The 25,710-nt window shown below is 64.3% G+C and carries 24 protein-coding genes; 12 read left to right on the forward strand and 12 right to left on the reverse strand.

The genetic code is table 11. The features are described 5' to 3' along the window. Window positions 1-20: 20 nt before the first annotated feature. The gene (locus BM190_RS15895) at window positions 21-1,070 is read right to left on the reverse strand and encodes a hydroxyacid dehydrogenase (RefSeq protein ID WP_092256383.1); all 1,050 of its coding nucleotides are present in this window, start codon (window positions 1,068-1,070) and stop codon (window positions 21-23) included. Window positions 1,071-1,323: 253 nt separating this feature from the next. Between BM190_RS15895 and BM190_RS15900 the strand changes: the two genes are divergently transcribed. The 3 genes from BM190_RS15900 (at window position 1,324) to BM190_RS15910 (ending at window position 2,941) form a co-directional block, all read left to right on the forward strand. After that, on the forward strand, window positions 1,324-1,881 hold the full coding sequence (locus BM190_RS15900; protein WP_018315879.1) for a thiamine pyrophosphate-binding protein: 558 nt from the start codon (window positions 1,324-1,326) through the stop codon (window positions 1,879-1,881). An 8-nt stretch (window positions 1,882-1,889) separates the two neighbouring features. Then, on the forward strand, window positions 1,890-2,486 hold the full coding sequence (locus BM190_RS15905; RefSeq protein WP_177237101.1) for a thiamine pyrophosphate-dependent enzyme: 597 nt from the start codon (window positions 1,890-1,892) through the stop codon (window positions 2,484-2,486). 77 nt (window positions 2,487-2,563) lie between these two features. Beyond that, the gene (locus BM190_RS15910; protein ID WP_092256390.1) at window positions 2,564-2,941 is read left to right on the forward strand and encodes a VanZ family protein; all 378 of its coding nucleotides are present in this window, start codon (window positions 2,564-2,566) and stop codon (window positions 2,939-2,941) included. Window positions 2,942-2,986: 45 nt separating this feature from the next. Here the strand turns inward: BM190_RS15910 and BM190_RS15915 are convergent, their stop codons facing one another. From BM190_RS15915 to BM190_RS15960, 10 genes are all read right to left on the reverse strand, one after another. Further along, window positions 2,987-3,370 (reverse strand): DUF1236 domain-containing protein, encoded by a 384-nt coding sequence (locus BM190_RS15915; RefSeq protein WP_018315876.1) that lies wholly within the window; start codon window positions 3,368-3,370, stop codon window positions 2,987-2,989. Window positions 3,371-3,483: 113 nt separating this feature from the next. After that, window positions 3,484-4,371, reverse strand: a complete 888-nt coding sequence (locus tag BM190_RS15920) for a 2-hydroxy-3-oxopropionate reductase (RefSeq protein ID WP_092256392.1) — start codon at window positions 4,369-4,371, stop codon at window positions 3,484-3,486. Between the two features lie 211 nt (window positions 4,372-4,582). Further along, on the reverse strand, window positions 4,583-5,368 hold the full coding sequence (gene hyi / locus BM190_RS15925) for a hydroxypyruvate isomerase (RefSeq protein WP_092256397.1): 786 nt from the start codon (window positions 5,366-5,368) through the stop codon (window positions 4,583-4,585). A 14-nt stretch (window positions 5,369-5,382) separates the two neighbouring features. Continuing rightward, window positions 5,383-7,173 carry a glyoxylate carboligase gene (gcl, locus tag BM190_RS15930; RefSeq protein ID WP_092256400.1) on the reverse strand — a complete coding sequence of 597 codons (1,791 nt, stop codon included), beginning with the start codon at window positions 7,171-7,173 and terminating at the stop codon, window positions 5,383-5,385. A gap of 153 nt (window positions 7,174-7,326) precedes the next feature. Then, window positions 7,327-9,129 carry an adenine deaminase gene (locus tag BM190_RS15935; RefSeq protein ID WP_092256403.1) on the reverse strand — a complete coding sequence of 601 codons (1,803 nt, stop codon included), beginning with the start codon at window positions 9,127-9,129 and terminating at the stop codon, window positions 7,327-7,329. A 119-nt stretch (window positions 9,130-9,248) separates the two neighbouring features. Next, window positions 9,249-10,748 (reverse strand): tripartite tricarboxylate transporter permease, encoded by a 1,500-nt coding sequence (locus tag BM190_RS15940; RefSeq protein WP_092256412.1) that lies wholly within the window; start codon window positions 10,746-10,748, stop codon window positions 9,249-9,251. Beyond that, window positions 10,748-11,233, reverse strand: coding sequence for a tripartite tricarboxylate transporter TctB family protein (locus BM190_RS15945; RefSeq protein ID WP_018315869.1), 486 nt, complete (start codon window positions 11,231-11,233; stop codon window positions 10,748-10,750). Before BM190_RS15945 ends, BM190_RS15940 begins: the two co-directional genes overlap by 1 nt. Next, window positions 11,230-12,198: a Bug family tripartite tricarboxylate transporter substrate binding protein gene (locus tag BM190_RS15950; protein ID WP_092256416.1), complete on the reverse strand. Its 969-nt coding sequence runs from the start codon at window positions 12,196-12,198 to the stop codon at window positions 11,230-11,232. The genes BM190_RS15945 and BM190_RS15950 overlap by 4 nt, the downstream gene beginning before the upstream one ends. Window positions 12,199-12,304: 106 nt before the next feature. Next, window positions 12,305-13,147, reverse strand: coding sequence for an IclR family transcriptional regulator (locus tag BM190_RS15955; RefSeq protein WP_177237117.1), 843 nt, complete (start codon window positions 13,145-13,147; stop codon window positions 12,305-12,307). 200 nt (window positions 13,148-13,347) lie between these two features. After that, window positions 13,348-15,477, reverse strand: a complete 2,130-nt coding sequence (locus BM190_RS15960) for an acetate--CoA ligase family protein (RefSeq protein WP_092256423.1) — start codon at window positions 15,475-15,477, stop codon at window positions 13,348-13,350. A gap of 351 nt (window positions 15,478-15,828) precedes the next feature. On the opposite strand from BM190_RS15960, the gene BM190_RS15965 reads away from it, so the two are divergent. The 6 genes from BM190_RS15965 (at window position 15,829) to BM190_RS15990 (ending at window position 21,555) form a co-directional block, all read left to right on the forward strand. Then, on the forward strand, window positions 15,829-16,524 hold the full coding sequence (locus BM190_RS15965; RefSeq protein WP_161966556.1) for a GntR family transcriptional regulator: 696 nt from the start codon (window positions 15,829-15,831) through the stop codon (window positions 16,522-16,524). A gap of 66 nt (window positions 16,525-16,590) precedes the next feature. Next, on the forward strand, window positions 16,591-18,324 hold the full coding sequence (gene oxc, locus BM190_RS15970) for an oxalyl-CoA decarboxylase (protein ID WP_092256426.1): 1,734 nt from the start codon (window positions 16,591-16,593) through the stop codon (window positions 18,322-18,324). Between the two features lie 65 nt (window positions 18,325-18,389). After that, window positions 18,390-19,667: a formyl-CoA transferase gene (gene frc / locus BM190_RS15975; RefSeq protein WP_018315863.1), complete on the forward strand. Its 1,278-nt coding sequence runs from the start codon at window positions 18,390-18,392 to the stop codon at window positions 19,665-19,667. Window positions 19,668-19,948: 281 nt separating this feature from the next. Beyond that, window positions 19,949-20,146, forward strand: coding sequence for a hypothetical protein (locus tag BM190_RS15980; protein WP_018315862.1), 198 nt, complete (start codon window positions 19,949-19,951; stop codon window positions 20,144-20,146). Between the two features lie 144 nt (window positions 20,147-20,290). After that, complete coding sequence (locus BM190_RS15985) at window positions 20,291-20,980, forward strand: hypothetical protein (RefSeq protein WP_092256429.1); 690 nt, start codon at window positions 20,291-20,293, stop codon at window positions 20,978-20,980. Between the two features lie 131 nt (window positions 20,981-21,111). Further along, window positions 21,112-21,555 (forward strand): SRPBCC family protein, encoded by a 444-nt coding sequence (locus BM190_RS15990; protein ID WP_092256432.1) that lies wholly within the window; start codon window positions 21,112-21,114, stop codon window positions 21,553-21,555. Window positions 21,556-21,785: 230 nt separating this feature from the next. Here the strand turns inward: BM190_RS15990 and BM190_RS15995 are convergent, their stop codons facing one another. Continuing rightward, window positions 21,786-23,117 carry an Hsp70 family protein gene (locus BM190_RS15995; RefSeq protein WP_092256435.1) on the reverse strand — a complete coding sequence of 444 codons (1,332 nt, stop codon included), beginning with the start codon at window positions 23,115-23,117 and terminating at the stop codon, window positions 21,786-21,788. A 398-nt stretch (window positions 23,118-23,515) separates the two neighbouring features. On the opposite strand from BM190_RS15995, the gene BM190_RS40435 reads away from it, so the two are divergent. The 3 genes from BM190_RS40435 to BM190_RS16010 all read left to right on the forward strand — a co-directional run bounded on the left by BM190_RS40435 (window position 23,516) and on the right by BM190_RS16010 (window position 25,696). Further along, on the forward strand, window positions 23,516-23,653 hold the full coding sequence (locus tag BM190_RS40435; protein ID WP_018315855.1) for a hypothetical protein: 138 nt from the start codon (window positions 23,516-23,518) through the stop codon (window positions 23,651-23,653). A 456-nt stretch (window positions 23,654-24,109) separates the two neighbouring features. Then, a complete protein-coding gene (locus BM190_RS16005) occupies window positions 24,110-25,114 on the forward strand; it encodes a Bug family tripartite tricarboxylate transporter substrate binding protein (RefSeq protein ID WP_018315854.1) in 1,005 nt (334 codons plus the stop codon). Window positions 25,115-25,198: 84 nt separating this feature from the next. Then, the gene (locus BM190_RS16010) at window positions 25,199-25,696 is read left to right on the forward strand and encodes a tripartite tricarboxylate transporter TctB family protein (RefSeq protein ID WP_092256893.1); all 498 of its coding nucleotides are present in this window, start codon (window positions 25,199-25,201) and stop codon (window positions 25,694-25,696) included. Window positions 25,697-25,710 lie beyond the last annotated feature (14 nt).

A 25,710-nucleotide genomic window follows, 5' to 3' on the forward strand; every position in this document is an offset into this window, starting at 1 on the left:
GCGCGCTGAGCCTTCGCGCCCTACGCCGGCGTCACGCCAAAAGCCTGCTTGAAGCGCTCCGCATAACGCGGCCAGACCTCGGGATTGATGATGCGCGGCGGGCGCTTGCCGTCGAGCGTGTCCAGCACCTGCTCGGCCGCGATCCGCCCCATGTTCTGCCGCGCTTCGATGGTCACTCCCGCGGTGTGCGGGCTCGCCAGCACGTTGTCGAACTGGAGCAGCGGATGCTCCGGCGGTGGCGGCTCCTTGGACCAGACGTCGAGGCCGGCACCGGCGATGCGCTTGTCGCGCAGGGCCTGGAGCAGCGCATCCTCGTCATGGATGAAGCCGCGCGCCGTGGTGATGAAATACGCATGCGGCTGCATCAGCCCGAACTCGCGCGTGCTGATCATGTTGCGGCTGCCCTTGTCGAGCGGACAGGAGATCGAAACGAAATCGGCGCGGCGCAACAGCTCGTCCAGCTCGACCTTCTCTCCGCCTCGCTCGGCCATCACCTCGGCCGACAAATATGGGTCGTAGGCCAGCACCTTCATGCCGAGCAGGCCCTTGCACAGCGCGGCGATGCGGCGGCCGACATTGCCGAGGCCGATGATCCCGACGGTCTTGTGCTCGACCTCGTTGCCGACCAGATCGTTGCGGTTGACGTCGCGCTCGCGGCGCAGACGGCGGTCGGACTGGATGATGCGCTTGGACAAGGTCAGCATCATCGCCAGCGCGTGCTCGGCAACCGAATGGGCATTGCCGCCGGACTGGTTGACGACCAGCACGCCCGCATCCGTGCAGGCCTCGACGTCGACAGGGTCGAAGCCCGCGCCATTGCTGGAGACCAGCAGCAGGTTCGGCGTCCGCCTCAGGAAGGTGGCATCGACATGGAAATGCGGGGCGAGCTCGTCCCGGGCGGCTCCGATCTGGTAAACGTGCGCCGCATTCAGGATCGGTGCGTAGACATCTTCGGGACTCCCGTTCTCGATGCGGTCGAGCCGGACGTCGGGCCGCGCCTTCAGGATGTCGACATAGATCGGATTGGCCAAATAATTGGAGTAGAAGACGCGCTTGCTGTTGACGGACATCAGGACCCTTCCGGCTCTCCAGGGAGATCCGCAAGGTCAGCGCGATGCGCGCCCGTCCGTGCCCCCTCCCGTTTTCTCGTTGTCGCCGCTTATGACATGGCGGCGCCGACCGCGGCAGGCCGTCCAGCGCAGATCACGGTGCGGCCCGGACATGTTGACAATCCCGCCTGCTCCGTCAAGTTCGACCGATCGCCGCGACGGCCAGAACCAAGAAGCATGCGCGGCCCAAGAAAATACGCCAAGGGAGAACGCAATGGCGATTGCGGAACAGCAGACGCAGGGACAGGCGTCCGGTGACCAGAGCTGGCACGGCATCGTCCTGCAAACCCTGAAGCGCAACGAGATCAGCCTCATTCCTTACGTGCCCGACCGGGTGCTGACGCCCCTGATCAAGAACCTGCACGCCGATCCTTTCTTCACCACCTTCGCCACTGCCCGCGAGGAGGAAGCCGTCGGCATCGTCTCGGGCGCCTGGATGGGTGGGCGGCGCGGCGCGGTGCTGATGCAGACCTCCGGCTTCGCCACCCTCGCCAATGTGCTCGCCTCGCTCGCGGTGCCCTACCAGATCCCGCTGATCATGTTCGTGTCCGAGCGCGGCACGCTCGGCGAGTTCAACTACGGCCAGTCGCTGGTCTGCCGCACCATGCGTCCGGTGCTGGATTCGCTGGCGCTGGAGCACCACACCATCACCCGGCTCGACGAGCTCGAATTCATCGCCGACCGTTCGATCAAGCAGGCCGTCACGACACAGGCGCCGGTGGCCCTGATCCTCAACCCGCTGCTCACCGGCGGCAAGGTTTTCGACAAGTGAGCGCCACCATGAACACTGGCAATACCAAGGTGATGAACCGGTTCGATGTGACCTCGCGCCTGATCGCAAAGCTCAAGCACGAGGAAGCCGTGATCGGCGGCATCGGCAACACCAATTTCGACCTCTGGGCCGCCGGGCATCGCCCGCAGAATTTCTACATGCTGGGCAGCATGGGACTCGCCTTCCCGATCGCGCTCGGCGTGGCGCTGGCGCAGCCCGACCGCCGCGTCTTCGCGCTCGAAGGCGATGGTTCGCTGTTGATGCAGCTCGGCGCGCTCTCGACGATCGCGACGTTGAAGCCGAAGAACCTCATCATGATCGTGATGGACAACGGCATCTATCAGATTACCGGCGCACAGCCGACACCCGCGGCCAGCGTCGCGGATATCGTTGCCATCGCAGCAGGCTCCGGCCTTGCGAATAGCGCCTGGGCTGCGGACGAGGAGGATTTCGAGCGCCTGGTCGATGCGGCGATGTCCGCCGCCGAGCCGAGCCTGATCGCGGTCCGCATCGACGACAAGCCGGGCGTCGGCACCACAAGGCGCGATCCCGTACAAATCCGGGAGCGCTTCATGCACGGGCTCGGCGTGCGCGAGCCGCTTTAAATTTTTGTCATTAACCACACAGCGATCTGATGGAGGGACTGTACCGGCCCGCTGCCAATCTGTGCTAAGCGAACCGGATGTCCATTTTGATCCGTTCCTTTGCCTGGCTGCTCGCGGCCGCCGTTACTTTCGCCACCCTCGGTCCCCCTGGCCTGCGGCCCCATTCCGACCTCGGCCAGGACGGCGAACACGCTCTCGCATTCATCCTGGTGGGGCTGGCCTTCGGCCTTGCCTATCCGCGGCGGCGCCTGTTGGGCGCGGGGGCCGCAGTCGTCCTGATTGGCGTGCTCGAACTGATGCAATTTTGGGCACCCGGACGCCACGCCCGGCTGGAGGACTTTCTGGTCGACGCGCTGACGGCCTGCCTTGGCTTTGCGCTCGCGGCGATCACCGATTGGGTTGTGACACGCTTTCTCGCAAGCCCCTCTGCAGCAAGCGAAGGCCCCGCGGAGTAGAACTCCCCAGGGCCCTTTTCTCTCCACGCCTGTGGTCGGCCTGGATCAGTCGATGATCTTGACGACGCGACGCGTGCGCGGTTCGACGATCACGCGGCGATCGTTCACGACCGCATAGCGATACTCGGTGTAGTTCGGCACGGGGCGGAGCACCACGGTCGGCGGCAACGGCTCGCCCACCACGACGCGCTCCTCGACCACGACGGAGTCACTCCGCGGGATTCCGCCCAGCACCGCATTCGGAATCTCGAGGCCGGCTCCGACGGCCGCACCAACGGTGCCGCCAACCATCGCGCCGATCGGTCCGCCGATGTCGCCACCAGCACGCGCGCCGTCCCTGGCGCCTTGTTCGGTCGTCGACTGAGCAAAGGCTGCGCTCGACGCCAGCAGCGACGCTGCAGCCAACGTAATCGCAAGACGGGTTTTCATGTTGTTTTGTCTCCAGTGATTGTCCTGCGCCTTCAACCGCGGGGCCGGAGCATTGTTCCGGTTCCCCCGTGGCGAAGAGGCTTCAAAACTGGAGAGTGTTACCGCGTAACAGTTCAGGCCGCCGCGATCTCGTGGCCTGCCATCAGTTCCAATGCCCGCACCATCGCGGAATGATCCCAGCCCTTGCCGCCATGCGCGGTGCAGGCCGAGAACAATTGCTGCGCCACCGCCGTGCTCGGCAGCGACAGGCCGAGCGTGCGCGCGCCCTCGAGCGCGAGATTGAGATCCTTCTGGTGCAGCTCGATGCGGAAACCAGGATCGAAATTGCGCTTCACCATGCGCTCGCCGTGCACTTCGAGGATGCGCGAGGAGGCAAAGCCGCCCATCAGCGCCTTGCGCACCAGCGCCGGATCGGCCCCGGCTTTGGATGCAAATAACAGCGCCTCGCTCACCGCCTCGATCGTCAGCGCGACGATGATCTGGTTGGCAACCTTCGTCGTCTGCCCGTCGCCATTGGCGCCGACGTGAGTGACGTTCTTGCCCATCTTGTCGAACACCGGCTTCATGGTGCCAAAGGCCCGCTCCGGCCCGCCAACCATGATGGTGAGACTCGCCGCCTTGGCGCCGACCTCCCCGCCCGACACCGGCGCGTCGAGATAATCCGCCCCGAGCGCCTCGATGTTCTTGGCGAACTCCTTCGTCGCCAGCGGCGAGATCGAGCTCATGTCGACGACGATCTTGCCTTTCGAGATACCGCTCGCAACACCATCCTTGCCGAACAGCACCGCTTCGACATGCGGCGTATCCGGCACCATGATGATGACGGCATCCGCGCCCTCCGCGACTTCCTTGGCCGACTTGCAGGCGATGCCGCCCGCGGAAATCAGCTCAGCCGCAACCGGCGCAACATCGTGCAGGAGAACACGATGGCCAGCGCTAAGGAGATGGCCGGCCATCGGCCGTCCCATGGTGCCAAGTCCGATGAAGCCGATGTTGGTCATGTCTCATTCCTCCAGATTTAGGCCAAGTCGATCCACAAGCTCGGTGCACCTCTCCCGCTTGCGGGGGAGGTCGGCGCGTAGCGCCGGGTGGGGGCTCTATCCGCTTGGGGTCTTTCAGCGCATCTCGATCGAATCTTTTCGCGGAGATACCCCCACCCCAGCCCTCCCCCGCAAGCGAGAGAGGGAGCGCACCGTCGCTGTGGGTGCGTTCTCAGGTCTCAAAGGTCTGCGCGGCGTGCCAGGACAGCCCTTCCAGCGTCGTGGTGCGCGGCTTGTATTCGCAGCCGATCCAGCCGCGATAGCCGATCGCGTCGAGATGGCGGAACAGGAAGGGATAGTTGATCTCGCCGGTGCCGGGCTCGTGGCGGCCCGGATTGTCGGCGAGCTGGATGTGCGCGATCTCAGGCAGATATTCCTGCATGGTGCGGGCGAGATCGCCCTCCATGATCTGCATGTGATAGATGTCGTACTGGACGAACAAATTGTTCGACCGCACCTCGGAGATCAGCTGCATCGCCTGCTCGGTGCCGTTGAGGAAGAAGCCGGGAATGTCGAGCGTGTTGATCGGCTCGACCAGCAGCTTGATGTTCTCGCGCGCCAGCGTCGAGGCCGCAAAGCGCAAATTTCCCACCAGCGTCTCGTTCAGTTCGCGCGGATCGGCATTCACAGGTGCAATACCCACGAGGCAATTGAGCTGCTCGCAATCGAGCGCCTTGGCATAGTCGATGGCGCGAAACACGCCGTCGCGGAATTCAGCGGTGCGATCGGGCAGGATCGCAATGCCGCGCTCGCCCCCTGCCCAATTTCCGGCCGGCAGATTGTGCAACACCTGAGTCAGGCCGTGGGCTTCCAGCTGCTCGCGCAGCTGCGCCTTGTCGAAATCATAGGGGAAGAGATACTCGACCCCGGAAAAGCCCGCCGCCTTCGCCGCTGCGAAGCGGTCGAGGAACGGCATCTCGTTGAAGAGCATGGTGAGGTTGGCGGCGAATTTCGGCATGATGAGGTCCTTCCCTATTCCGCCGGCTGCAGCACGCCTGGGCGCGCCCGCTCCACCTCGTCGAGCGGCAGGTCCAGCACCTCCTCGAACTCGACGATGTTGTCGATCTCCGTGCCCATCGCGATGTTGGTGACGCGTTCGAGGATGAACTCGACCACCACGGGCACGCGGTGCTTGGCCATCAATTCGCGCGCGGTCGCGAACGCGGCCTGCGCGTCCTTCGGATCGGTGACGCGGATCGCCTTGCAGCCGAGGCCTTCGGCGACCGCGACGTGGTCGACGCCGTAGACGCCGATCTCGGGCGCGTTGATGTTCTCGAAGGAGAGCTGGACGTGATAGTCCATCTCGAAGCCGCGCTGGGCCTGGCGGATCAAGCCGAGATAAGAATTGTTCACGACGACGTGGATGTAGGGCAGATTGAACTGCGCCCCGACCGCGAGCTCCTCGATCAGGAACTGGAAGTCGTAATCGCCGGAGAGCGCGACGATGTCGCGATCCGGGCACGCCGCACGCACGCCGAGCGCGGCGGGCAGTGTCCAGCCGAGCGGCCCCGCCTGCCCGGCATTGATCCAGTTGCGCGGCTTGTAGACGCCGAGGAACTGGGCGCCGGCGATCTGCGACAGGCCGATCACGGTCACGTAGCAGGTGTCGCGACCAAAGGCCTTGGTCATCTCCTCATAGACGCGCTGCGGCTTGATCGGGACGTTGTCGAAGTGGCTCTTGCGCAGCATCGTCTTCTTGCGATCGCGGCAGGCCGCGGGCCACGCCTGGCGCTCGCGCAGCCTGCCTGACCGGCGCCACTCCCTGGCGACGCTGACGAACAGCTCAAGCGCGGCCTTGGCGTCCGAGACGATGCCGAGATCCGGATTGAACACGCGCCCGATCTGGGTCGGCTCGATGTCGACATGCACGAAGGCGCGGCCCTTGGTGTAGGTCTCGACCGAGCCGGTGTGGCGGTTGGCCCAGCGGTTGCCGATGCCGAGCACGAAGTCGGATTCAAGCATGGTGGCGTTGCCGTAGCGGTGGCTGGTCTGAAGGCCGACCATGCCCGCCATCAGCACGTGATCGTCGGGGATCGCGCCCCATCCCATCAGCGTCGGCACCACAGGAACGTTGGCGATCTCGGCGAATTCGACCAGGAGGTCGGACGCATCGGCGTTGATGATGCCGCCGCCCGCGACGATCAGCGGACGCTCGGCGGCGTTGAGCATCTCCAGCGCCTTCTCGACCTGTTTTCGCGTGGCAGCGGGCTTGTAGACCGGCAGCGGCTCATAGGTCTCATCGTCGAACTCGATCTCGGCCAGCTGCACGTCGAGCGGCATGTCGATCAGCACCGGCCCGGGCCGGCCCGAGCGCATGACATGAAACGCCTGGCTGAAGACGCGTGGCACCAGCGCCGGCTCGCGCACGGTAACGGCCCATTTCGTCACGGGCTTTGCGATCGACTCGATGTCGACGGCCTGAAAATCCTCCTTGTAGAGCCGCGCCCGCGGCGCCTGCCCGGTGATGCAGAGGATCGGAATGGAATCGGCGATCGCCGAATAGAGCCCGGTGATCATGTCGGTGCCAGCCGGCCCCGAGGTTCCGATGCAGACGCCGATATTGCCGGCCTTGGCGCGCGTATAGCCCTCTGCCATGTGCGAGGCACCCTCGACATGCCGCGCCAGAATGTGGTGGATCGAGCCGCGCTTCTTCAGCGCCGAGTAAAGCGGATTGATCGCGGCCCCGGGAACTCCGAAAGCGGTGGAGATGCCTTCCTTTTCCAGAATTCGCACGGCAGCATCGATAGCTCGCATCTTCGCCATATCGGACCTCGCTCGGTTCAAGTCAGCGAGCGAGATCATCGGGTGCGCGTGATGCGATCTCAACGAGATCGATTTTATTTTCCACGATGTGGCAGCCGCGGAAAAATCTTGGGCGTCTCAAGCGGTTAGATCGAGAGTCGCGTGAAACGCGGATCACTCGAACAGCGGCGCCAGCTCCATCTGCGGCACCAGCACGAGGCCCTTGTCGGTGATGCGAATTTCCGGAATGACCGATAGCGGAATCAAATTGAAGCCCATGTAGGGGATGGTGCAGCCGGCCTCGGCCCATTCCTTCTTCAGCGCCTTGACCTCTTCGGCCACCTCCGTGACGCGCTTGTCCGAGAGAAGCCCCGCGATCGGCAGCGGGACCAGCGCCCTTACCTTGCCGTCGGCGACGACGCAGACGCCGCCCTGCAGGTCCTTGATGGCCGCGATCGCGACTTGCATATCGGGCTCGTTGGTGCCGGCGACAATGATGTTGTGGCTGTCGTGCCCCACGCTGGAGGCGACCGCGCCGCGCTTGAGGCCAAAGTCCTTCAGCAGTCCATAAGCGACGTTGCCGGACGACTTGCCGTGGCGCTCGATGACCGTGACGAAGCAGAGGCCGTAGCGCGCGAACAAAGACGGCCAGTCTTTGGCGGGTTCGATCGCGACTTTGTCATGGATCAGCGTGATGCCCGGCAGCGCCGTCTTGATCGCATTGACGGTGCAGGCCTTCGAGGGCAGATCCGGCGTTAGCTTGACCTTCTTCGGCAGCTTCACCGTCGCGTAAGCCGCCTTTGGATATTGATAGCGGTGCGACAGCGCCTGATCGAGCAGCCCGGTGATCTTGCGGTTCTCGACCACGAGCTCGCCGCCATACCAGGTGCATTGTGGCTTGAGCTGGTCGTCCATCAGCACGAGGTCGGCGCGGCGGCCGCCACCGAGGCCACCGATGTCGCCATCCATGCCGAAGCGCGTAGCGCCATGCAGCGAGCCCATCGACCAGGCCTGCTCCGGTGACATCCCGGCCTTCACGGCTTCGCGCACCACCCAGTCGAGGCCGAACATGAGCAAATCGTCGGCGTCGCGGTCGTCGGTGCACACGGCCGTGCGCTTGTGCGACGCACCGAGCTCGGTGATGGTGCGGATCGCCTGCGGCAGCGAATGCCATGGCGTCGTCGGCGGTCCGCCGCGCAGGAATACCCAAACACCGGCATCGAGCAGATCGTCGGCGATGTCGCGCTCGATCGCCTCATGGGTGTCGCTGACACCGCTCGCCGCATAGGCCGAGACGAATTCGCGGCCGTAGACGTGGCCGGATACCGGACGTCCCCGCTTCAAGGCGGCCGCGAGGATGGCGTGGCTGCGCTCGTCGCCCATCGTGACCGGGACAAAATCCATCTTCTCGCCGAGCCCCACGGCTTCGGGCCAGCGGTCGAACAGGCCGGCGATCTTGTCCGGCGTGAGATCACCGCCGGCCGTTTCCAATTCGGCCGACGTTGCCGGCACCGTGCTCGGCACCGTCAAAAAGATCGAGAGCGGCGCCTCGCGCGCGTCCTCCAGCATCGCCTCGACGCCGGCGACGTCCATGACATTGCCGATCTCGTGGCTGTCGCAGAAGATCGTGGTGGTGCCGTTGAGCAGCGCGGCCTCGGCATAGGCGCAGGCCGTCACCATCGAGGATTCGATGTGGATGTGCGGATCGACCAGGCCCGGCGCGACGATGCCGCCAGCGGCATCGTAGAGCGGCACGCTGGGCCAGACTTTCTTCGCCGCACCTGATGGCTTCACCGCCGCGATGCGCCCGCCGGTGATCCAGACCTCCCGACCGGGATGAATGCGTTCCGAATAGGTCGAGAGCACCCGCGCGCCGGTGATGACCAAATCTGGCGCGAGGCGAGCGGAAGCGACGTCGGCCAGGCGCCGGGTCATGCTGTGCAGCGGCGCGACGGTGAAACGGGTCAGCTTGGTCATGGGGACTCTCGCGATTGGACAGTCCAACGATGATCGCCCCCGCAGGCCGACGGGGGCAATTCAAATAAAGCGGCACCTTTGCTTACGCACTGGGCAAACGTGCCGCGTGGCGAGTTCCGCTAATCTTCGGTCGCTTTGAACCGGCCCAGCCCCTTCAGCACAAACGGCGCCAGCAGCGCGATCAGGGCCAGCGCCAGCAGCGTCGCCGAGATCGGGCTCTGCACCAGCGCCATGGGATCGCCGAGGCTGATCGCGAGCGCCCTGCGCAACTGGCTCTCGGCGATCGGGCCTAGGATCAGGCCGACCACGACGGGCGCGATTGGAAAATCGAACCGGCGCATCAGGAAGCCGAGCACGCCGAAGCCGGCCAGCATCGACAATTCGACCACCGACGGCTTTGCCGCGATCGTGCCCATGGTCGCGAACACGAGGATGCCGGCATAGAGCCACGGCTGCGGGATCGCGAGCAGCCGCACCCAGAGGCCGACCAGCGGCAGGTTCAGCACCAGCAGCATGCAATTAGCAATGAACAGACTGGCGATCAGGCCCCACACCAGGTCAGGCCGCTCGGCGAACAGCAGCGGTCCCGGGTTGAGGCCGTATTGCTGGAAGCCCGCCAGCATCATCGCTGCCGTCGCCGAGGTCGGCAGCCCGAGCGTCAGCAGCGGCACCAGCGTGCCGGCGGCGGAGGCGTTGTTGGCGGCTTCCGGCCCCGCGACGCCTTCGATCGCGCCCTTGCCGAACTCTTCGGGGTGTTTCGTCAGCCGCTTCTCGGTCGAATAGGACAGGAAGGTCGGGATCTCCGCCCCGCCCGCCGGCAGCGCGCCGATCGGAAAGCCGAACATCGTGCCGCGCAGCCACGGCTTCCACGACCGCTTCCAGTCCTCCCTGGTCATCCACAGCGAGCCGCGCACCGGCTCGAGCTTTTCCTCGGTGTGGTGGCGGCGCGACGCGACGTAGAGCGCCTCGCCGACCGCGAACAGGCCAACCGCCAGCGTCGTCACCTCGACGCCGTCGAGTAATTCAGGAACGCCGAACGCAAGCCGCGCCTGTCCGGTCAGCTTGTCGATGCCGACGAGGCCCAGCGTCAGGCCGATGAACAGGCTGGTCAGGCCGCGGATCGGGGAATCGCCGAAGGTCGCGGACACCGTGACGAAGGCGACGCACATCAGCGCGAAGTAATCCTCGGGGCCAAAACGCACGGCGAAATCGACCAGCCACGGCGCGAGGAAGGCCAGACCGATGGTGGCGATGGTTCCGGCGACAAAGGAGCCGATCGCGGATGTCGCAAGCGCCGGCCCGCCGCGGCCGGCCTTGGCCATCTTGTTGCCTTCGAGCGCAGTCGCCATCGAGGCGCTCTCGCCGGGCGTGTTGATCAGGATCGCGGTGGTCGAGCCGCCATACATGCCACCATAATAGATGCCGGCGAACATGATCAGCGAACCGCCGGGGTCGAGCTTATAGGTGACGGGCAGCAACAGCGCGACCGTCAGCGCGGGGCCGATGCCGGGCAGCACGCCCACGGCAGTGCCGAGGAACACACCGATCAGCGCGTAAAGCAGGTTCATCGGCTGAACGGCGACCGCCATGCCGTGGGCCAGCGCGGCAAAAGTGTCCATCACAGCAGTCGCTCCAGCGGGCCGGTCGGAAGGCTGAGCGTGAGCAGCCGGTCGAACGCGAGATAGATCAGGGTCGACATCACGAGGGCGATGATGGAATCTACCAGGATGGCGCGGCGGCCGAAGGCGGCCGACGTCGTCACGAACAGCGCCGACGTTGCCAGGATGAAGCCGCCGCCAAAGCCGATGATGGCGATCAGCAGCGCAAGGCCGATGAGGATCAGAACCACGGGCACCGGATCGGCGCTCTCGCGCGCCGGCAAATTGCCGCGCAGCGCGTCGATGAAATTGCCGATCGCGAGCAGCGCGAGGCCGCTGGCGACTACGACCGGCATCGCCTCGGGCCCCATGCCGTACATCGCGGTGGATGACAGGCCGCGGGCGTCGAAGACCAGCAACGCAGCGAGACCTGCGAGCAGTGCAGCGATGACGATGCCGGCGCGATCGACGCGCCGCGGCGGCTGGGCCGGATCGCCCGAGGTCATGACTTGACCAGGCCGACCGATTTCAGCACGTCGGTGACGCGCACGGTTTCCTTCTTCAGGAAGTCGGCGAAGGCGTCACCGCCGAGATAGGCGTCTTCCCAGCCCTTCTGCTTGAGGATTTCCTTCCAGGCGTCCGACTTCACCATCTTCTCGACCGCATCGCTCAAGGTCTTGCGCTGCTCCGGCGTGATGCCGGGAGGCGCCACCACCGAACGCCAGTTGGCGATCACGAGGTCGATGCCCTGTTCCTTGAAGGTCGGGATGTCGCTGCCGGAGATGCGCTTCTCCGAGGTCACGCCGATCGCGCGCAGCTTGCCGGACTTGATCTGCCCTTCATATTCGCTGAGGCCCGAAATGCCCGCGGTGACCTTGCCGCCGAGGATCGCAGCCAGCGACTCGCCGCCGCCGGAGAACGGGATGTAGTTGATCTTCTTGGCGTCGGCACCGACCGCGCCGGCGAACAACGCCGCCATCACGTGGTCCACGCCGCCGGCCGAGCCCCCGGCGAAAGTCACCTTGGCAATATCGGCCTTCACCGCGGCGGCCAGATCCTGCGCGGTCTTGATCGGCGAATTCGCGGGAACCACGATTACCTGGATTTCCTCGGTGAGGCGCGCGATCGGCGTCACCTGCTCGAGCGTCACCGGCGACTTGTTCATGGCGAGCGCGCCCACCATGACGAAGCCGTTGACCATCAGCTGGTTGCCGTCGCCCTTGGCGCCATTGACGAACTGGGCGATGCCAACGCTGCCGCCGGCGCCGGGAACGTTGGTGACCTGCACGCTGCGCGCGACGCCCGCGGCCACCAGCGCCTGCTGCATGGAGCGCGCGGTCTGGTCCCAGCCGCCGCCCGGGGCCGCCGGCGCCATCAGCTTGAGCTCGAGCTGCTGGGCAAGGGACGGCGTCGCTGCCGCAAGGGTCAGCGCGACGGCTGCGCCGGCAAGGCGCGCGGAAAATTGGAACATAAGGACGCTCTCCAGGCTCATGCGGACGTTTGCCGCATTGTGTCGTTTGGTCGCATATCAGCCAAAACGGCCGATGCTGTCCAGCGACAGTGCCCGGGTTCCCCAATTAGCGCGGTATCGGCATCACCCCGCCGAGCGCGACCGTCAGCTCGCCGGCGACCTCGCGCACGATTTGGCCAATCTCCGGCAGCCTGTCGTCGGTCAGGCGGCTGGTCATGCCTGAGACGGAAATCGCCGCGAGCGGCTCGGCGCAGTCGTTGTAGACCACTGCGGCAATACAGCGCAGCCCCATGCAGGCCTCTTCATCGTCGAGCGCAAAACCTTGCTTGCGGATTTTTTCGAGCTCCTTGAACAGGTCGCTCGGCCGCACGATCGATTTCTCGGTCAGCCGGGGCATGCCGTGATGGCGGATGACGGCGCCGACGTCCTCATCGGAATAGGTTGCGAGCACGGCCTTGCCGACGCCCGACGTCACCATGGGAACGCGGCCGCCGACCTGGGTCAGCGAGCGCATGATCTCGCGGCTCTCCATGCGGGTCAGCACGATGATGAACTCATCGTCGACCACGGCGAGATTGGCGGTCTCGCGGGTGAGATCACGCAGCTTGCGCAAGTAAGGAATCGCCTGCGTGGAGAAATTACGCCGCCGCGCGAAGCTCGCGCCGACCGTGAAGGCGCGCGAGCCGACGTGCCATTTGGATTCGGCGCGGTCGAACTGCACGAAGCGGCGGCTTTCCAGCGTCGCCAGCAGGCGGTGCACCGTGGAAGCCGACAGGCCGGTGCGCACCGCCAGATCGCTGAGGCGATAGCCTTCGTCGTCCTCGGCCAGCGTTTCCAGGATCGACAGCGCGCGATCGACGGACTGCACGCCGCCGTCGCGCGTGTCGTTATCGGCCTCCGATGCCGATCGAGGCTCGAGCGATTTGCGCCGGATCACGTTCTTGCTCATCGCGACCTGCATTCGTTCTTCTTCCCCTCTCCCCGCTTGCGGGGCCGAGACGAGCTCCGCTCGCTCTGAGAGGGTCAGGGTGAGGGGGAGCCTCCGCAAGGACGGCAGCAGTCAGACTCGCGGAGAGTCCCCCTCACCCGGAATTTGCTGCGCAAATTCCGGCCTCTCCGCGCGTGCGGGGAGAGGCGAACATCAACGTCTCAGAGCAGCCCTGCCCCCCGCGCCCATTTGTACTTGGCGCCGAGGACCTCGACCGGCAGCTCGGTCGAGTAGGCGTAGGCCGGAATGCCGTTCTGGTAGAGATATTCGGCGGCTTCCTCGACCTCGACGTCGCCGGCGAGCGAGGCGACGATCGGCTTCACGAAGCCTTTCGCCTCCATCTCCTTCTTCACCTCGACCATGTTGCGGGCGAACACCATCGGCGGCGTGACGATGGTGTGCCAGTAGCCGAGGATCAGCGAATGGATGCGCTCATCGGAGAGGCCGAGCTTCACCGTGTTGACGTAGGTGATCGGAGGCTCGCCGCCGGTGATATCCACAGGATTTCCGGCAGCCCCGAACGGCGGGATGAACTTGCGGAAGGCCGCATCCAGATCCGCCGGCATCGACATCAGCGACAGGCCGTTGTCGACGCAGGAGTCCGACAGCAGCACACCGGAGCCGCCCGCACCGGTGATGATCAGCACGTTCTCGCCCTTCGGCGTGGGCAGCACCGGCACGCCGCGGGCGAATTCGAGCAATTGCCGCAAGCTGCGGGCCCGGATCACGCCGGACTGCGCCAGGACGTCCTCGTAGATCTTGTCGTTACCGGCGAGCGCGCCGGTGTGCGACGAGGCCGCCTTGGCGCCGGCCGAGGTGCGGCCGGCCTTGAGCACGACGACCGGCTTCTTCTTGGAGACGCGCTTGGCGGCTTCCGCGAACGCGCGACCGTCCTTGAGGTCTTCGCAGTGCTGCGCGATCAAATTGGTGTTCGGATCCTGCTCGAAGAAGGCGAGCAGATCGTCCTCGTCGATATCGGACTTGTTGCCGAGGCCGACGATGGCCGAGACGCCCATCTTGGCCGAGCGCGAGAAGCCGATGATGGCCATGCCGATGCCGCCCGACTGCGACGACAGCGCCGCGTGGCCCTTGACGTCGTAAGCCGTGCAGAAGGTCGCGCAGAGATTAGCGGGCGTATAGTAGAAGCCGTAGATGTTCGGCCCCATCAGGCGGATGTCGTACTTCTTGCCGACCTCGACGATCTCGGCCTGCAGCTCGGGCGCACCGGCCTCCGCAAAGCCCGACGGAATCAGCACCGCGCCCGGGATTTTCTTCTCGCCGCATTCGGTGAGCGCCGCCGCGACGAACTTCGCGGGGATCGCGAACACCGCCGTGTCGATCACGCCAGGCACGTCCTTGACGCTCTTATAGGCCTTGTAGCCGAGGATCTCGGCGGCCTTGGGGTGGATCGGGTAGATGTCGCCCTTGTAGCCGCCGTTGATGAGGTTCTTCATCACGGAATTGCCGATCTTGCCGTCCTCGGCGGAGGCGCCGACCACGGCGACCGCCTTCGGCTGCATGATGCGGCTCATCGCCGCGACAATCTCTTCGGTCGGGCGCGGCTTCGGCTTCGGCACATAGGCGAAGTCGACGACGATGCGCACGTCGGCGGCGGTCGCGCCCTTCGCCGTCGCGAACACAGGATTGAGGTCGAGCTCGACGATCTCAGGGAAATCGGTGACGAGCTGCGAGACCTTGACGATGACATCGGCGAGGGCGTTGCGGTTCACCGGCTCGCCGCCGCGCACGCCCTTCAGGATCTCGTGCGCCTGGATGCCGTCGAGCATCGAGAGCGCGTCTTCCTTGGTCGCGGGCGCGAGGCGGAAGGTGATGTCCTTGAGCACCTCGACCAGCACGCCACCGAGGCCGAAGGCGACGAGCTTGCCGAACGAGCCGTCGGTGATCGAGCCGACGATGACCTCGGTGCCGCCAGCCAGCATCTGCTGCACCTGGACGCCGTCGATCTTGGCATCGGCCTTGTACTTCCTGGCGTTGCCGAGAATGGTCTCATAGGCCTTCTCGGCATCTTCGGCGGTCTTGAGGCCGACGATGACGCCGCCGGCTTCGGTCTTGTGGAGAATGTCCGGCGAGACGATCTTCATCACGACCGGGAAGCCCATCGACGAGGCCATCTTGCCGGCCTCGCCCGCCGACTTCGCCACGCCCTCCTTCGGCACCGGAATGCCATAGGCGTCGGAGACCAGCTTGCCTTCCGGGGCCGTCAGGCTGGTGCGGTTGTCCGCCTTGACCTGGTCAAGCACCTTGCGGACGGCTTCTTTGGAATTGGACATGTGGCTTCTCCCTTGACCTCAGTTCGTTCTTTTCAAAGCGCGCGCGTGGTTTTGCGGCTGCCCGTGATGCTTGCCATTCGCCGCGCTCTGTTCCATTCCGCGGAACGGAGCGGCATAAGCGCCAGACTACTCCGCCGCCGTGGATCAAAAATGGCTGGCGATGGCATTTGGTATGCCAGAAGCCAACTTGTCAAGCTGCAGCATTGCTTGGAACGCCGCAAAAAATAGCCAGCTTGACATTCTGGCATGTGGTATGCCAAAAACTTTCCCGTTAATAATCCTGTAAAAGACGACTCCCACTGGAGGAGATTCGTCGTGTCACTGCGGAAACCAACCAAGGCGTTGCCGAACATGGCCGAGGCAGATATCGCAATCGTTCGTATTGCCCCGGAGAGCAGCTTCAAGAACAAGGCGTATGACGCCTTGAAGGAAGCCATCCTCAGGATGGACATCTATTCGACGCCCGAGCCGGTGATGCTCGACGAGCGCGCGCTGTCCGAACGTCTGGGTGTCAGCCGCACCCCGATCCGCGAAGCGATCGCGATGCTCGAGCAGGACGGCTTCGTGAAGACGGTGCCGCGCCGCGGCATCATGGTGGTGCGCAGGACCAAGAGCGAGATCGTCGACATGATCCGCGCCTGGGCGGCGCTGGAGAGCATGGCCGCGCGCCTCATCACCACCACTGCGCGCAAGAAGGACATCACGGCGCTGCGCGACTACTTCAAGGACTTCGGCAAGGACCGCCTGCCCGAGGATCACGTCGAGGAATATTCGCGCGCCAATATCGCCTTCCACCAGGCGCTGATCTCGCTGTCGGAATCGCCGGTGCTGGTCGATCTCACCAACGACCTGCTGCTGCACGTGCGCGGCTATCGCCAGCTGACCATCGGACGCAAGGACCGCACCGCGACCTCGCTGCCCGAGCATCTCGGCATGATCGAAGCACTGGAGGCGCGCGACACCGAGCTCGCCGAGAAGCGCGCCCGCGACCACACTCTCGGCCTTGCCGCTTACGTCGAAGCGCACGGCCAGGAACTGTTTACTTAACCAAGCAACGTTCACCAGAAGGGCGAACAATTCGCCCCACTATCTGAGACCAGGGAGACAAGGCCCATGCTGAATACCGCGACCAAGTCCGAGGCACCGGGCACCGAGCAGGAGCTGACGGATGGCTTTCATCTCGTCATCGACGCGCTCAAGCTGAACGGCATCACCACCATCTATAATGTGCCGGGCATCCCGATCACGGATTTGGGCCGCATGGCGCAGGCCGAGGGCATTCGCATGATCTCGTTCCGCCACGAGCAGAATGCCGGTTATGCGGCGGGCATCGCCGGCTACCTCACCAAGAAGCCCGGCATCTGCCTCACCGTCTCCGCGCCCGGCTTCCTCAATGGTCTCACCGCGCTCGCCCACGCCACCACCAACTGCTATCCGATGATCCTGATCTCGGGCTCGTCCGAGCGCGAGATCGTCGACCTGCAGCAGGGCGACTACGAAGAGATGGACCAGCTCGCGATTGCGAAGCCGCTGTGCAAGGCGGCCTATCGCGTGCTGCACGCACAGGACATCGGCATCGGCCTGGCCCGCGCCATCCGCGCTGCTGTCTCGGGCCGTCCGGGCGGCGTCTATCTCGACCTGCCGGCCAAGCTGTTCGGCCAGGTGATGAACGCCGATGCCGGACGGAAGTCGCTGGTCAAGGTGATTGATGCTGCGCCCGCGCAGATCCCCTCGCCCGCTTCGGTCAAGCGTGCGCTCGACGTGCTCAAGAGCGCCAAGCGTCCGCTCATCATCCTCGGCAAGGGCGCGGCCTACGCGCAGGCCGACGAGGAGATCAAGACCTTCGTCGAGAAGAGCGGCGTGCCCTTCCTGCCGATGAGCATGGCCAAGGGCCTCCTCTCCGACACCCATCCGCAATGCGCAGGCGCTGCCCGCTCGACGGTGCTGAAAGAGTCCGATGTCGTGCTGCTGATCGGCGCGCGGCTGAACTGGCTGCTCTCGCACGGCAAGGGCAAGAACTGGGGCGAAGCGCCCAAGAAGTTCATCCAGGTCGATATCGAGCCGCGCGAGATGGACTCCAACGTCGAAATCGTCGCGCCCGTCGTCGGCGACATCGGCTCGGTCGTCTCTGCCTTCAATCAGGCGATGGGTACGGGCTGGACCGCCCCGCCCGCCGAATGGACCAAGGCGATCTCGTCCAAGCGCGAAGAGAACGTCGCCAAGATGGCGCCGAAGCTCATGAACAACAAATCGCCGATGGACTATCACGGCGCGCTCGGCGTGCTGAAGAACGTCATCAAGGAGTACCCCGAGGCGATCCTCGTCAACGAAGGCGCCAACACGCTCGATCTCGCCCGCGGCGTCATCGACATGTACCGCCCGCGCAAGCGTCTCGACGTCGGCACCTGGGGCGTGATGGGCATCGGCATGGGCCAGGCGATTGCCGCCGCGCTCGAGACCGGCCACCCCGTGCTCGCAGTGGAAGGCGACTCGGCCTTCGGCTTCTCCGGCATGGAGGTCGAGACCATCTGCCGCTACAACCTTCCGATCTGCGTCGTGATCTTCAACAACGACGGCATCTATCGCGGCACCGACGTCAACGGCGCCAACGCCGATCCGGCAACGACGGTATTCGTCAAGGGCGCGCGCTACGACAAGATGATGGAAGCCTTCGGCGGCGTCGGCGTGAATGCCACCTCGCCGGACGAGCTCAAGCGAGCCGTCAACGAAGCCATGAAGTCCGGCAAGCCGACGCTCATCAACGCGGTGATCGATCCGGCCGCGGGCTCGGAGAGCGGCCGCATCGGCAACCTCAATCCGCAGAGCGTTCTGCAGAAGAAGAAGTAAGTCCACCCCTCAACCCTTAATTCCCTGCGGTTGGCGGGGGCAGACACAGAGTACGGAGCAACACGATGACCAAAGCGCTTACGGGCGTTCGCATTCTCGACTTCACCCACGTTCAATCAGGACCGACCTGCACGCAGCTGCTCGCCTGGTTCGGTGCCGACGTGATCAAGGTGGAACGTCCGGGCGTGGGTGACATCACCCGCGGCCAGCTGCAGGACATCCCGAACGTGGACAGCCTGTATTTCACCATGCTCAACCACAACAAGCGCTCGATCACGCTCGACACCAAGAACCCCAAGGGCAAGGAAGTCCTCACCGAGCTGATCAAGAAGTGCGACGTGCTGGTGGAAAACTTCGGCCCCGGCGTGCTCGACCGCATGGGCTTCCCCTGGGAGAAGATCCAGGCCATCAACCCGAAGATGATCGTCGCCTCGATCAAGGGCTTCGGCCCCGGACCGTACGAAGACTGCAAGGTCTATGAGAACGTCGCGCAGTGCACCGGCGGCGCCGCTTCCACCACCGGCTTCCGCGACGGTCTTCCGCTCGTCACCGGCGCGCAGATCGGCGACAGCGGCACCGGCCTCCACCTCGCGCTCGGCATCGTCACCGCGCTCTACCAGCGCACCGTCACCGGCAAGGGCCAGAAGGTTACGGCTGCGATGCAGGACGGCGTGCTCAACCTCGCCCGCGTCAAGCTGCGCGACCAGCAGCGCCTCGCCCATGGCCCGCTGAAGGAATACAGCCAGTACGGCGAAGGCATTCCGTTCGGCGACGCCGTGCCGCGCGCCGGCAATGATTCCGGCGGCGGCCAGCCCGGCCGCATCGTCAAGTGCAAAGGCTGGGAGACCGATCCCAACGCCTACCTCTATTTCATCACCCAGGCGCCGGTCTGGGAGAAGATCTGCGACGTGATCGGCGAACCCGGCTGGAAGACCCATCCCGACTACGCCAAGCCGCCGGCCCGGCTGTCGCGCCTCAACGAGATTTTTGCGCGCATCGAGCAGTGGACGATGACCAAGACCAAGTTCGAGGCGATGGAAATCCTCAACAAGGACGACATCCCCTGCGGCCCGATCCTGTCGATGAAGGAGATCATCGAGGACCAGTCGCTGCGCGCCACCGGTACCTTGGTCGAAGTCGACCACCCCACCCGCGGCAAGTACATTTCGGTCGGCAACCCGATCAAGCTGTCGGATAGCCCGAGCGACGTCGAGCGCTCCCCGCTGCTCGGCGAGCACACCGACGAGATCCTGCGCTCCGTGCTCGGCTTCAGCGACCACCAGGTCGCCGACATCCACAAGTCCGGCGCGCTCGACCCGCCGCAGAAGCAGGCCGCGGAGTAAGCGGACCTATCAGTGAACGACGAAAGGCCGCCGGTTTCGGCGGCCTTTTTGTTTCGGACCGAAGGAACTGAACCACACGCCGGCCGTTACTCCTTCGACCGGCATGCTCTCAGAAGTGCGAACGTGCCGCCTCCACGGCGAGTGACCAAACCTCGCGCCAAACCGCCCAGCACTGAAGGATTGTCCACCCTCCCGTTCAGAGGGTGACTAATCCGCTCGCAAGCGGGTGGCGTCGCGTTCGGCGCTCGCGGGCCACGCCCATTGATCGAAGTGAGGTCGAAATGTTGAGAGATCAATCCTCTGATCGGGCCAGGCGTGAAGCCAACAAGGCGTTCAAGCCTGTCAAGACGCAGAAGCCCATGACTGACTATGCGAAGCACCAGCACTCCCTCAACGAGAACCGCGAGCGGCTCAAAGCAGAGCGATTGGCCCGCGAGGCAAAGTCGAAAGAGCTGCTCGAAAAAGGCTTGCCCGAATAGGAAGCGTAGGTTTGAGGCGACTACGCGAAGCCTCCTCTGGCGAAACACTTAGGAGTTGAACGAGGAACGGCTGCGGAATTGTGGCTTCCGTTGACGCGGCGTAGACATTCGGGCTGATCTTGCTGCTCAGGATGGGAGGTCACCATGTCACTACTGGGCAAGGCCGCCGTCGCGATGTGGTGGAGCGTTCGCCCCGAGCAGCGCACCGAGTTCGGCGACTGGCATTCGCATGAACACTTCCAGGAGCGGATGAGCATTCCCGGCTTCCGGCGCGGGTCGCGATGGACCAGCACGACAGACGCCGAAGGTTTCTTCGTGCTCTACGAGCTCGAACAATACGAGGTCCTCACGTCGAAGGGATATCTCGACCGGCTCAACGCGCCAACGCCGTGGTCGACCAGGATGATGCCGCATCATCTCGGCATGGTCCGCAGCCAGTGCCGGATCGTCGCGAGCTTTGGCGGAGGTGTGGCGACCTCGCTTGCCACCATCAGGCTGTCGCCGGAAGCCGGACAAGATGCGCAATTGCAGACGCGCCTCTCGGAAACGCTCAGCGCATTGGCGCTGCAGCCGGGGCTGACAGGCGCCCACCTCCTCTTCACCGACACGCCTCGCACGAGCGCGCCCACGACTGAACAACAGATCCGCGGCAAGGACGGCGCTGCCGACTGGATCGTGCTGCTCTCAGGCTACGATGCCGATGTGGTTGAGGCTGTGATCGCCAGCCCGCTTTCGCCAGGATCGCTTGGCGATCTCGGCGCACAGAACAATGCGACGATCGGCCGCTACAGGCTGGCATTCACGATGACGCCACAGGATGTCGCAGCGACCTAGCAACCCGGCCAGAAGGACCGCCGACAAAAAAAGAGATGCCATGTCGGATCGGCGCCTTCCCGGTCGTCCTCGTGACATGAATGGGCCATAGACGCCAATCTCGGGCCCATCAATCACTGAGGATAACAACCATGCCCAACACGATCCGCCTGCATCGCGTTCTCGCCACCAGCCCGCAAAAAGTCTATCGCGCTTTCCTGGAGGCCGATGCGATGGCGAAATGGCTGCCGCCGAACGGCTTCACCTGCACCGTGCATCATTTCGAGCCCAAGGTCGGCGGCACGTTCAAGATGTCGTTCCGGAATTTCACGACGGGCAACAGCCATTCGTTCGGCGGCGAATATGTCGAGCTCGTGCCCGGCGAACGCCTTCGCTACACTGACAGGTTCGACGATCCCAACCTGCCCGGCGAAATTCAGGTCACCGTGATCCTGAAGAAGGTCTCGGTTGGCACCGAGATCGACATCACGCAGGCCGGCATCCCCGACGTGATCCCGCCGGAGGCCTGCTATCTCGGCTGGCAGGAATCCCTGCGCAATCTGGCGAAGCTGGTCGAGCCCGAGATCAATCAGTAGCGACGGCCTTGACGTCGTAGGGTGGGCAAAGGCGTAACTGCGCCGTGCCCACGATCTTCCGATACGGCGACAGACGCGTGGGCACGCTTCGCTTTGCCCACCCTACGGCACTGGTCGAGCCGATGCGCCGTTCTACCCACGCCGTCATTGCGAGCGTAGCGAAGCAATCCAGAGTGTTTCCGCGGAGGGATTCTGGATTGCTTTGCTGCGCTCGCAATGACGGAGAATCGTTAAGCCCCCGCCTTCGCCTCGAGCCCGCCGCCGGCAGTCCAGCGGTCCGGGTTGGGGCTGTGCCCGATCAAGGCGAGCCCATAGGCGATCGACTCGAACTGGTCGCCCGACATCAGCCGTTCGTTGCCGAACCGCTCGGCGAACAGTTTTCGCACCGCCGGTACGAAGGACGTGCCGCCGGTCAAGAACACCTTCTCGATCTCGTGCGCGGTGATGCCGGCTTCGGCCAGCACCTTGTCGACGGTGGCCCCGAGCCGGGCGATGTCGTCGGCGATCCACGATTCGAAATTCTTCCGCGTGATGGCCGCGCCGATGTCGACGCCGCCGCCCCTGAAGCGGAAATCCACCTCGTCCTGGGCCGACAGCGCGACCTTGGCATTTGACACTGCACGGTACAGCGAAAAGCCGAGGTCGAGATCGACGATGGTGATGAAATCCTCGAGCAGCTTCGGCTTCAGCGCGGTGCGCGCAAGCTCCCTGAGCTCGCGCAGATCGCCGTTGCTCTTCATCATCGCAAGTTGATGCCAGCGCGCGAGGTTGGTGTAATGGCCGCTGGGGATCGGCAGCACCTTGTCGAACGAGCGGAAGCTGGAGCCCTTGCCGAGCCGCGGCGAGACGACGTGGTCGACGATCCGGTAGTCGAACGTGTCGCCGGCAATGCCGATGCCGGCGTGGCCGAGTGGCTCGGCGCGAAGGCTGCCGCCCGCGCGCGAGAAGCGCATCACGGAGAAATCGCTGGTGCCGCCGCCAAAATCCGCCACCAGCACGGTGGCATCGCGCTCCAGCCTTCGGGCAAAGGAGAACGCGGCGCCGACGGGCTCGTAGACGTAGCGCGCGTGGCCGGCGCCCAGGCGCTCGAACGCGGCGCGGTAGCGCTGCATCGCCAGCTCTTCATCGGGATTGCCGCCGGCGAAGCGCACCGGGCGGCCGACCGTGATGGTCGAGGTCTCGAAGCCGAACCTGTCGCCGCCATGGCGCGCCAGCGTCCGCAGGAACGCCGCCAGAATATCCTCGAACTTGAATCGCTGCCGGAACACTTGCGTGGTGTTGAAGCTGCTGCTCGCCGCAAACGTCTTGAACGATTGCAGGAAGCGGTAGACGTGGCGTCCTTCGAGGAATTGCTCGATCGCCCAGGGGCCGCCTTCGGCCTGGGCACCGGCGCCCGGCCGGTCCTCCCAGAAGCACAAAGCCGATACATAGACGCTATGGCGCTGTCCGCCGTGGTCGAAGCGGATGGCCTCGACCCGGCGGTCGTCCGCGGCAAGGGCGACGACCGTATTGCTGGTCCCAAAATCGATGCCGATCGAGACGGCGGGCGAGGCGCTCGACATGAACCACTCTGACAGATGATTGGAAGGGGGCAGACCACTAGCGACTTTGACCTGCCCTGCCAAGCCTTGCCCTGCCAAGAAAGCCCTTGCCCTGCAAAGCCCTCGGCCATTGAGGCTCGCGTCAGGTTCGCGCCGGAGGGCACCGTTTTCCGCATCAATCGTATGAATTTGCCTCTGATCGATATGCTTTCGGCGTCCGAAGATGGCGTCTAAGACGGAAAAGCCTCTTTTGGTGGGCCTTTTAAGCCCGAACCGGCCGGATTAACCCGGCATTATGCTGCAATGCGGGACTTTGTATGCTGCTATGCAAACAAACGCGTAGACAGTGGCATCTGGTATACATAGTTTCATCCCCAGACGAGACGCCAAGATCGATCGTCTCAAGAAAGGGAATTCCAATGTCCAAGACCGCTTCCGTCGCTTTCGCCCCCTCCTCCTCGCTGTTCAGCCGCTTTATGGCTGCGGTCGATCGTTTCCTGATGGCGAGCGCCGCGATCTCGAACCACAACGGCGACCTGCCGCGTTTCGGCCTGTAAGAAAGGCCTTTCTCGCGCAGCCGAAACGGCGCGCGGCCGGCAATCGCAGGCGCTACGTTTGATAATGGCCCCCTCGTCGGGGCCATTTTCTTTTGGTCCCGCTTCGCCCGCGAACACAACTGCGACGATTGGTCCGCCGATCTGGCCAGCTGTCCAATTGTGAGCCAGCTGGTATCTCGCATACCATTCGACAACCAAAAACGATTGCACGACCAAGGTGCTAAATGGGGATGCAGAGCGCGGGACAGGAACGGCCAAGGACATGGCACGTTTGCCAATCATGGCGGAGCCTTAGCCCAAAGGAGCGGATGTCGCGCCGTGTCCCCGCTCATAAACTTCTGGTTGGTGAGGCTGCAATGGGAGATCGACCGCAAAGGTGACCCCAAGCGTGTGAATCCGGATGGGCTGACGCGAGCCGGCAAAGAACGGCCGCGTTTCGACAGGGAGTGAAACGAGATGAAGTCATTCGTTCTGAATGTCGCTTTGGCGGCAATGGCGATGTCGTGCGCAGGCAGCACCGCAAGTTTTGCGGCCTGGGAGCCGGTTCGTCCGGTCGAGTTCATCGTGCCCGCGGGCACCGGTGGCGGCGCCGATCAGATGGCACGAACCATCCAGGGCATCGTCACCAAGCATAATCTCATGAAGCAGCCGCTGGTCGTCATCAACAAGGCCGGCGGTGCAGGCGGCGAAGGCTTTCTCGACGTGAAGACGTCGTCGGGCAATCCGCACAAGATCATCATCACGCTCTCGAACTTGTTCACGACGCCGCTGGCGACGGGGATTCCGTTCAACTGGAAGGATTTGACTCCGGTCGCGATGCTGGCGCTGGATGAATTCGTGCTCTGGGTGAATGCCGAAAAGCCGTACACCAGCGTCAAGGATTATGTCGACGCCGCGAAGAAGGCACCAAGCGGCTCGTTCAAGATGGGCGGCACCGGCTCGAAGCAGGAAGACCAGATCATTACGGTCGGCATCGAGAAGGCAATCGACGCGAAGTTCACCTACATCCCCTACAAGGGCGGCGGCGAGGTCGCGGTTCAGCTCGTCGGCAATCACGTCGATTCCACCGTCAACAATCCGATCGAGGCGGTCGCGCAATGGCGCGGCGGCAAGCTCCGTCCGCTCTGCGTCTTCGACGCCCAGCCGATGGCCTATGACGAGCCGATCGCCGAGGGCAAGGCCTGGAAGGATATTCCGACCTGCAAGTCGCAGGGCCTCGCGATGGAATATCTCATGCTGCGCGGCATCTTCATGTCGCCCAAGGCCACCAAGGATCAGGTCGAGTATTACGTCGAGCTGTTCAAGAAGGTTCGCGCCACGCCGGAATGGCAGGATTTCATGAAGAGCGGCGCCTTCAACACGACCTTCCTGACCGGGGCCGACTACGCCAAGTGGGTCGAGGCGGAGGAGAAGCGGCACGAGGGCTTGATGAAGGAAGCCGGTTTCCTCGCATCGAATTGAGCCACGGCATCGATGACGGCCGAGGATGCTGTCGTCCTCAGGCCGTCGGCGAATGCGACGACTGCATTTCTGCGCGGAGGTCTCATGACTGAACGATCCGGATCCGAATCTGGCCCGGCACACAAGACGATGGAAATCGGCATGGCGCTGTTGATCGGCGCCTTTGGTCTCGTCGTGATCTTCGGCAGCCTGAAGGCCGGCATCAACTGGGGCGCGGAGGGTCCGCGAGCCGGGTTCTTCCCCTTCTATGTCGGCGCCGCAATCGTCGGCGCCAGCGCCATCAACCTGTGGCACGCGCGACGCGACGACGACGGCCGCCTGTTCGCGGAATGGGGACAGCTTCGCCAGGTCATGAGCGTCGTCGTACCCACCGCGATCTATGTCGGTTCGATGCCGTTCATCGGCCTCTACATCGCCTCGATGGTCTTCATCGCCTGGTTCATGCGCTGGCTCGGCGGCTATCGCTGGCTGACGGTCATCGCGGTGGCGGTCGGCATGCCGGTGGTGACCTATCTCGTTTTCGAGCGCTGGTTCCTGGTCCCGCTTCCCAAGGGGCCGTTCGAGGAATGGCTCGGTCTGTAAGGGCCACGCATTCA

The sequence above is a fragment of the Bradyrhizobium sp. Rc3b genome, from assembly GCF_900114915.1.
GTDB lineage: Bacteria > Pseudomonadota > Alphaproteobacteria > Rhizobiales > Xanthobacteraceae > Bradyrhizobium.

Excerpts from the sequence above, each read along its gene's own strand:
- BM190_RS15915 (WP_018315876.1), bottom strand. The coding sequence starts at position 3,370 with ATGAAAACCCGTCTTGCGATTACGTTGGCTGCAGCGTCGCTGCTGGCG.
- frc (WP_018315863.1), top strand. The coding sequence starts at position 18,390 with ATGACCAAAGCGCTTACGGGCGTTCGCATTCTCGACTTCACCCACGTT.
- BM190_RS15985 (WP_092256429.1), top strand. The coding sequence starts at position 20,291 with ATGTCACTACTGGGCAAGGCCGCCGTCGCGATGTGGTGGAGCGTTCGC.
- BM190_RS15995 (WP_092256435.1), bottom strand. The coding sequence starts at position 23,117 with ATGTCGAGCGCCTCGCCCGCCGTCTCGATCGGCATCGATTTTGGGACC.
- BM190_RS15935 (WP_092256403.1), bottom strand. The coding sequence starts at position 9,129 with ATGACCAAGCTGACCCGTTTCACCGTCGCGCCGCTGCACAGCATGACC.
- BM190_RS15920 (WP_092256392.1), bottom strand. The coding sequence starts at position 4,371 with ATGACCAACATCGGCTTCATCGGACTTGGCACCATGGGACGGCCGATG.
- BM190_RS40435 (WP_018315855.1), top strand. The coding sequence starts at position 23,516 with ATGTCCAAGACCGCTTCCGTCGCTTTCGCCCCCTCCTCCTCGCTGTTC.
- BM190_RS15900 (WP_018315879.1), top strand. The coding sequence starts at position 1,324 with ATGGCGATTGCGGAACAGCAGACGCAGGGACAGGCGTCCGGTGACCAG.
- BM190_RS15955 (WP_177237117.1), bottom strand. The coding sequence starts at position 13,147 with ATGAGCAAGAACGTGATCCGGCGCAAATCGCTCGAGCCTCGATCGGCA.
- BM190_RS16005 (WP_018315854.1), top strand. The coding sequence starts at position 24,110 with ATGAAGTCATTCGTTCTGAATGTCGCTTTGGCGGCAATGGCGATGTCG.
- BM190_RS15960 (WP_092256423.1), bottom strand. The coding sequence starts at position 15,477 with ATGTCCAATTCCAAAGAAGCCGTCCGCAAGGTGCTTGACCAGGTCAAG.
- BM190_RS16010 (WP_092256893.1), top strand. The coding sequence starts at position 25,199 with ATGACTGAACGATCCGGATCCGAATCTGGCCCGGCACACAAGACGATG.
- BM190_RS15940 (WP_092256412.1), bottom strand. The coding sequence starts at position 10,748 with ATGGACACTTTTGCCGCGCTGGCCCACGGCATGGCGGTCGCCGTTCAG.
- BM190_RS15980 (WP_018315862.1), top strand. The coding sequence starts at position 19,949 with ATGTTGAGAGATCAATCCTCTGATCGGGCCAGGCGTGAAGCCAACAAG.
- BM190_RS15910 (WP_092256390.1), top strand. The coding sequence starts at position 2,564 with ATGTCCATTTTGATCCGTTCCTTTGCCTGGCTGCTCGCGGCCGCCGTT.
- gcl (WP_092256400.1), bottom strand. The coding sequence starts at position 7,173 with ATGGCGAAGATGCGAGCTATCGATGCTGCCGTGCGAATTCTGGAAAAG.
- BM190_RS15990 (WP_092256432.1), top strand. The coding sequence starts at position 21,112 with ATGCCCAACACGATCCGCCTGCATCGCGTTCTCGCCACCAGCCCGCAA.
- BM190_RS15945 (WP_018315869.1), bottom strand. The coding sequence starts at position 11,233 with ATGACCTCGGGCGATCCGGCCCAGCCGCCGCGGCGCGTCGATCGCGCC.
- BM190_RS15905 (WP_177237101.1), top strand. The coding sequence starts at position 1,890 with ATGAACACTGGCAATACCAAGGTGATGAACCGGTTCGATGTGACCTCG.
- BM190_RS15950 (WP_092256416.1), bottom strand. The coding sequence starts at position 12,198 with ATGTTCCAATTTTCCGCGCGCCTTGCCGGCGCAGCCGTCGCGCTGACC.
- oxc (WP_092256426.1), top strand. The coding sequence starts at position 16,591 with ATGCTGAATACCGCGACCAAGTCCGAGGCACCGGGCACCGAGCAGGAG.
- hyi (WP_092256397.1), bottom strand. The coding sequence starts at position 5,368 with ATGCCGAAATTCGCCGCCAACCTCACCATGCTCTTCAACGAGATGCCG.
- BM190_RS15895 (WP_092256383.1), bottom strand. The coding sequence starts at position 1,070 with ATGTCCGTCAACAGCAAGCGCGTCTTCTACTCCAATTATTTGGCCAAT.
- BM190_RS15965 (WP_161966556.1), top strand. The coding sequence starts at position 15,829 with ATGGCCGAGGCAGATATCGCAATCGTTCGTATTGCCCCGGAGAGCAGC.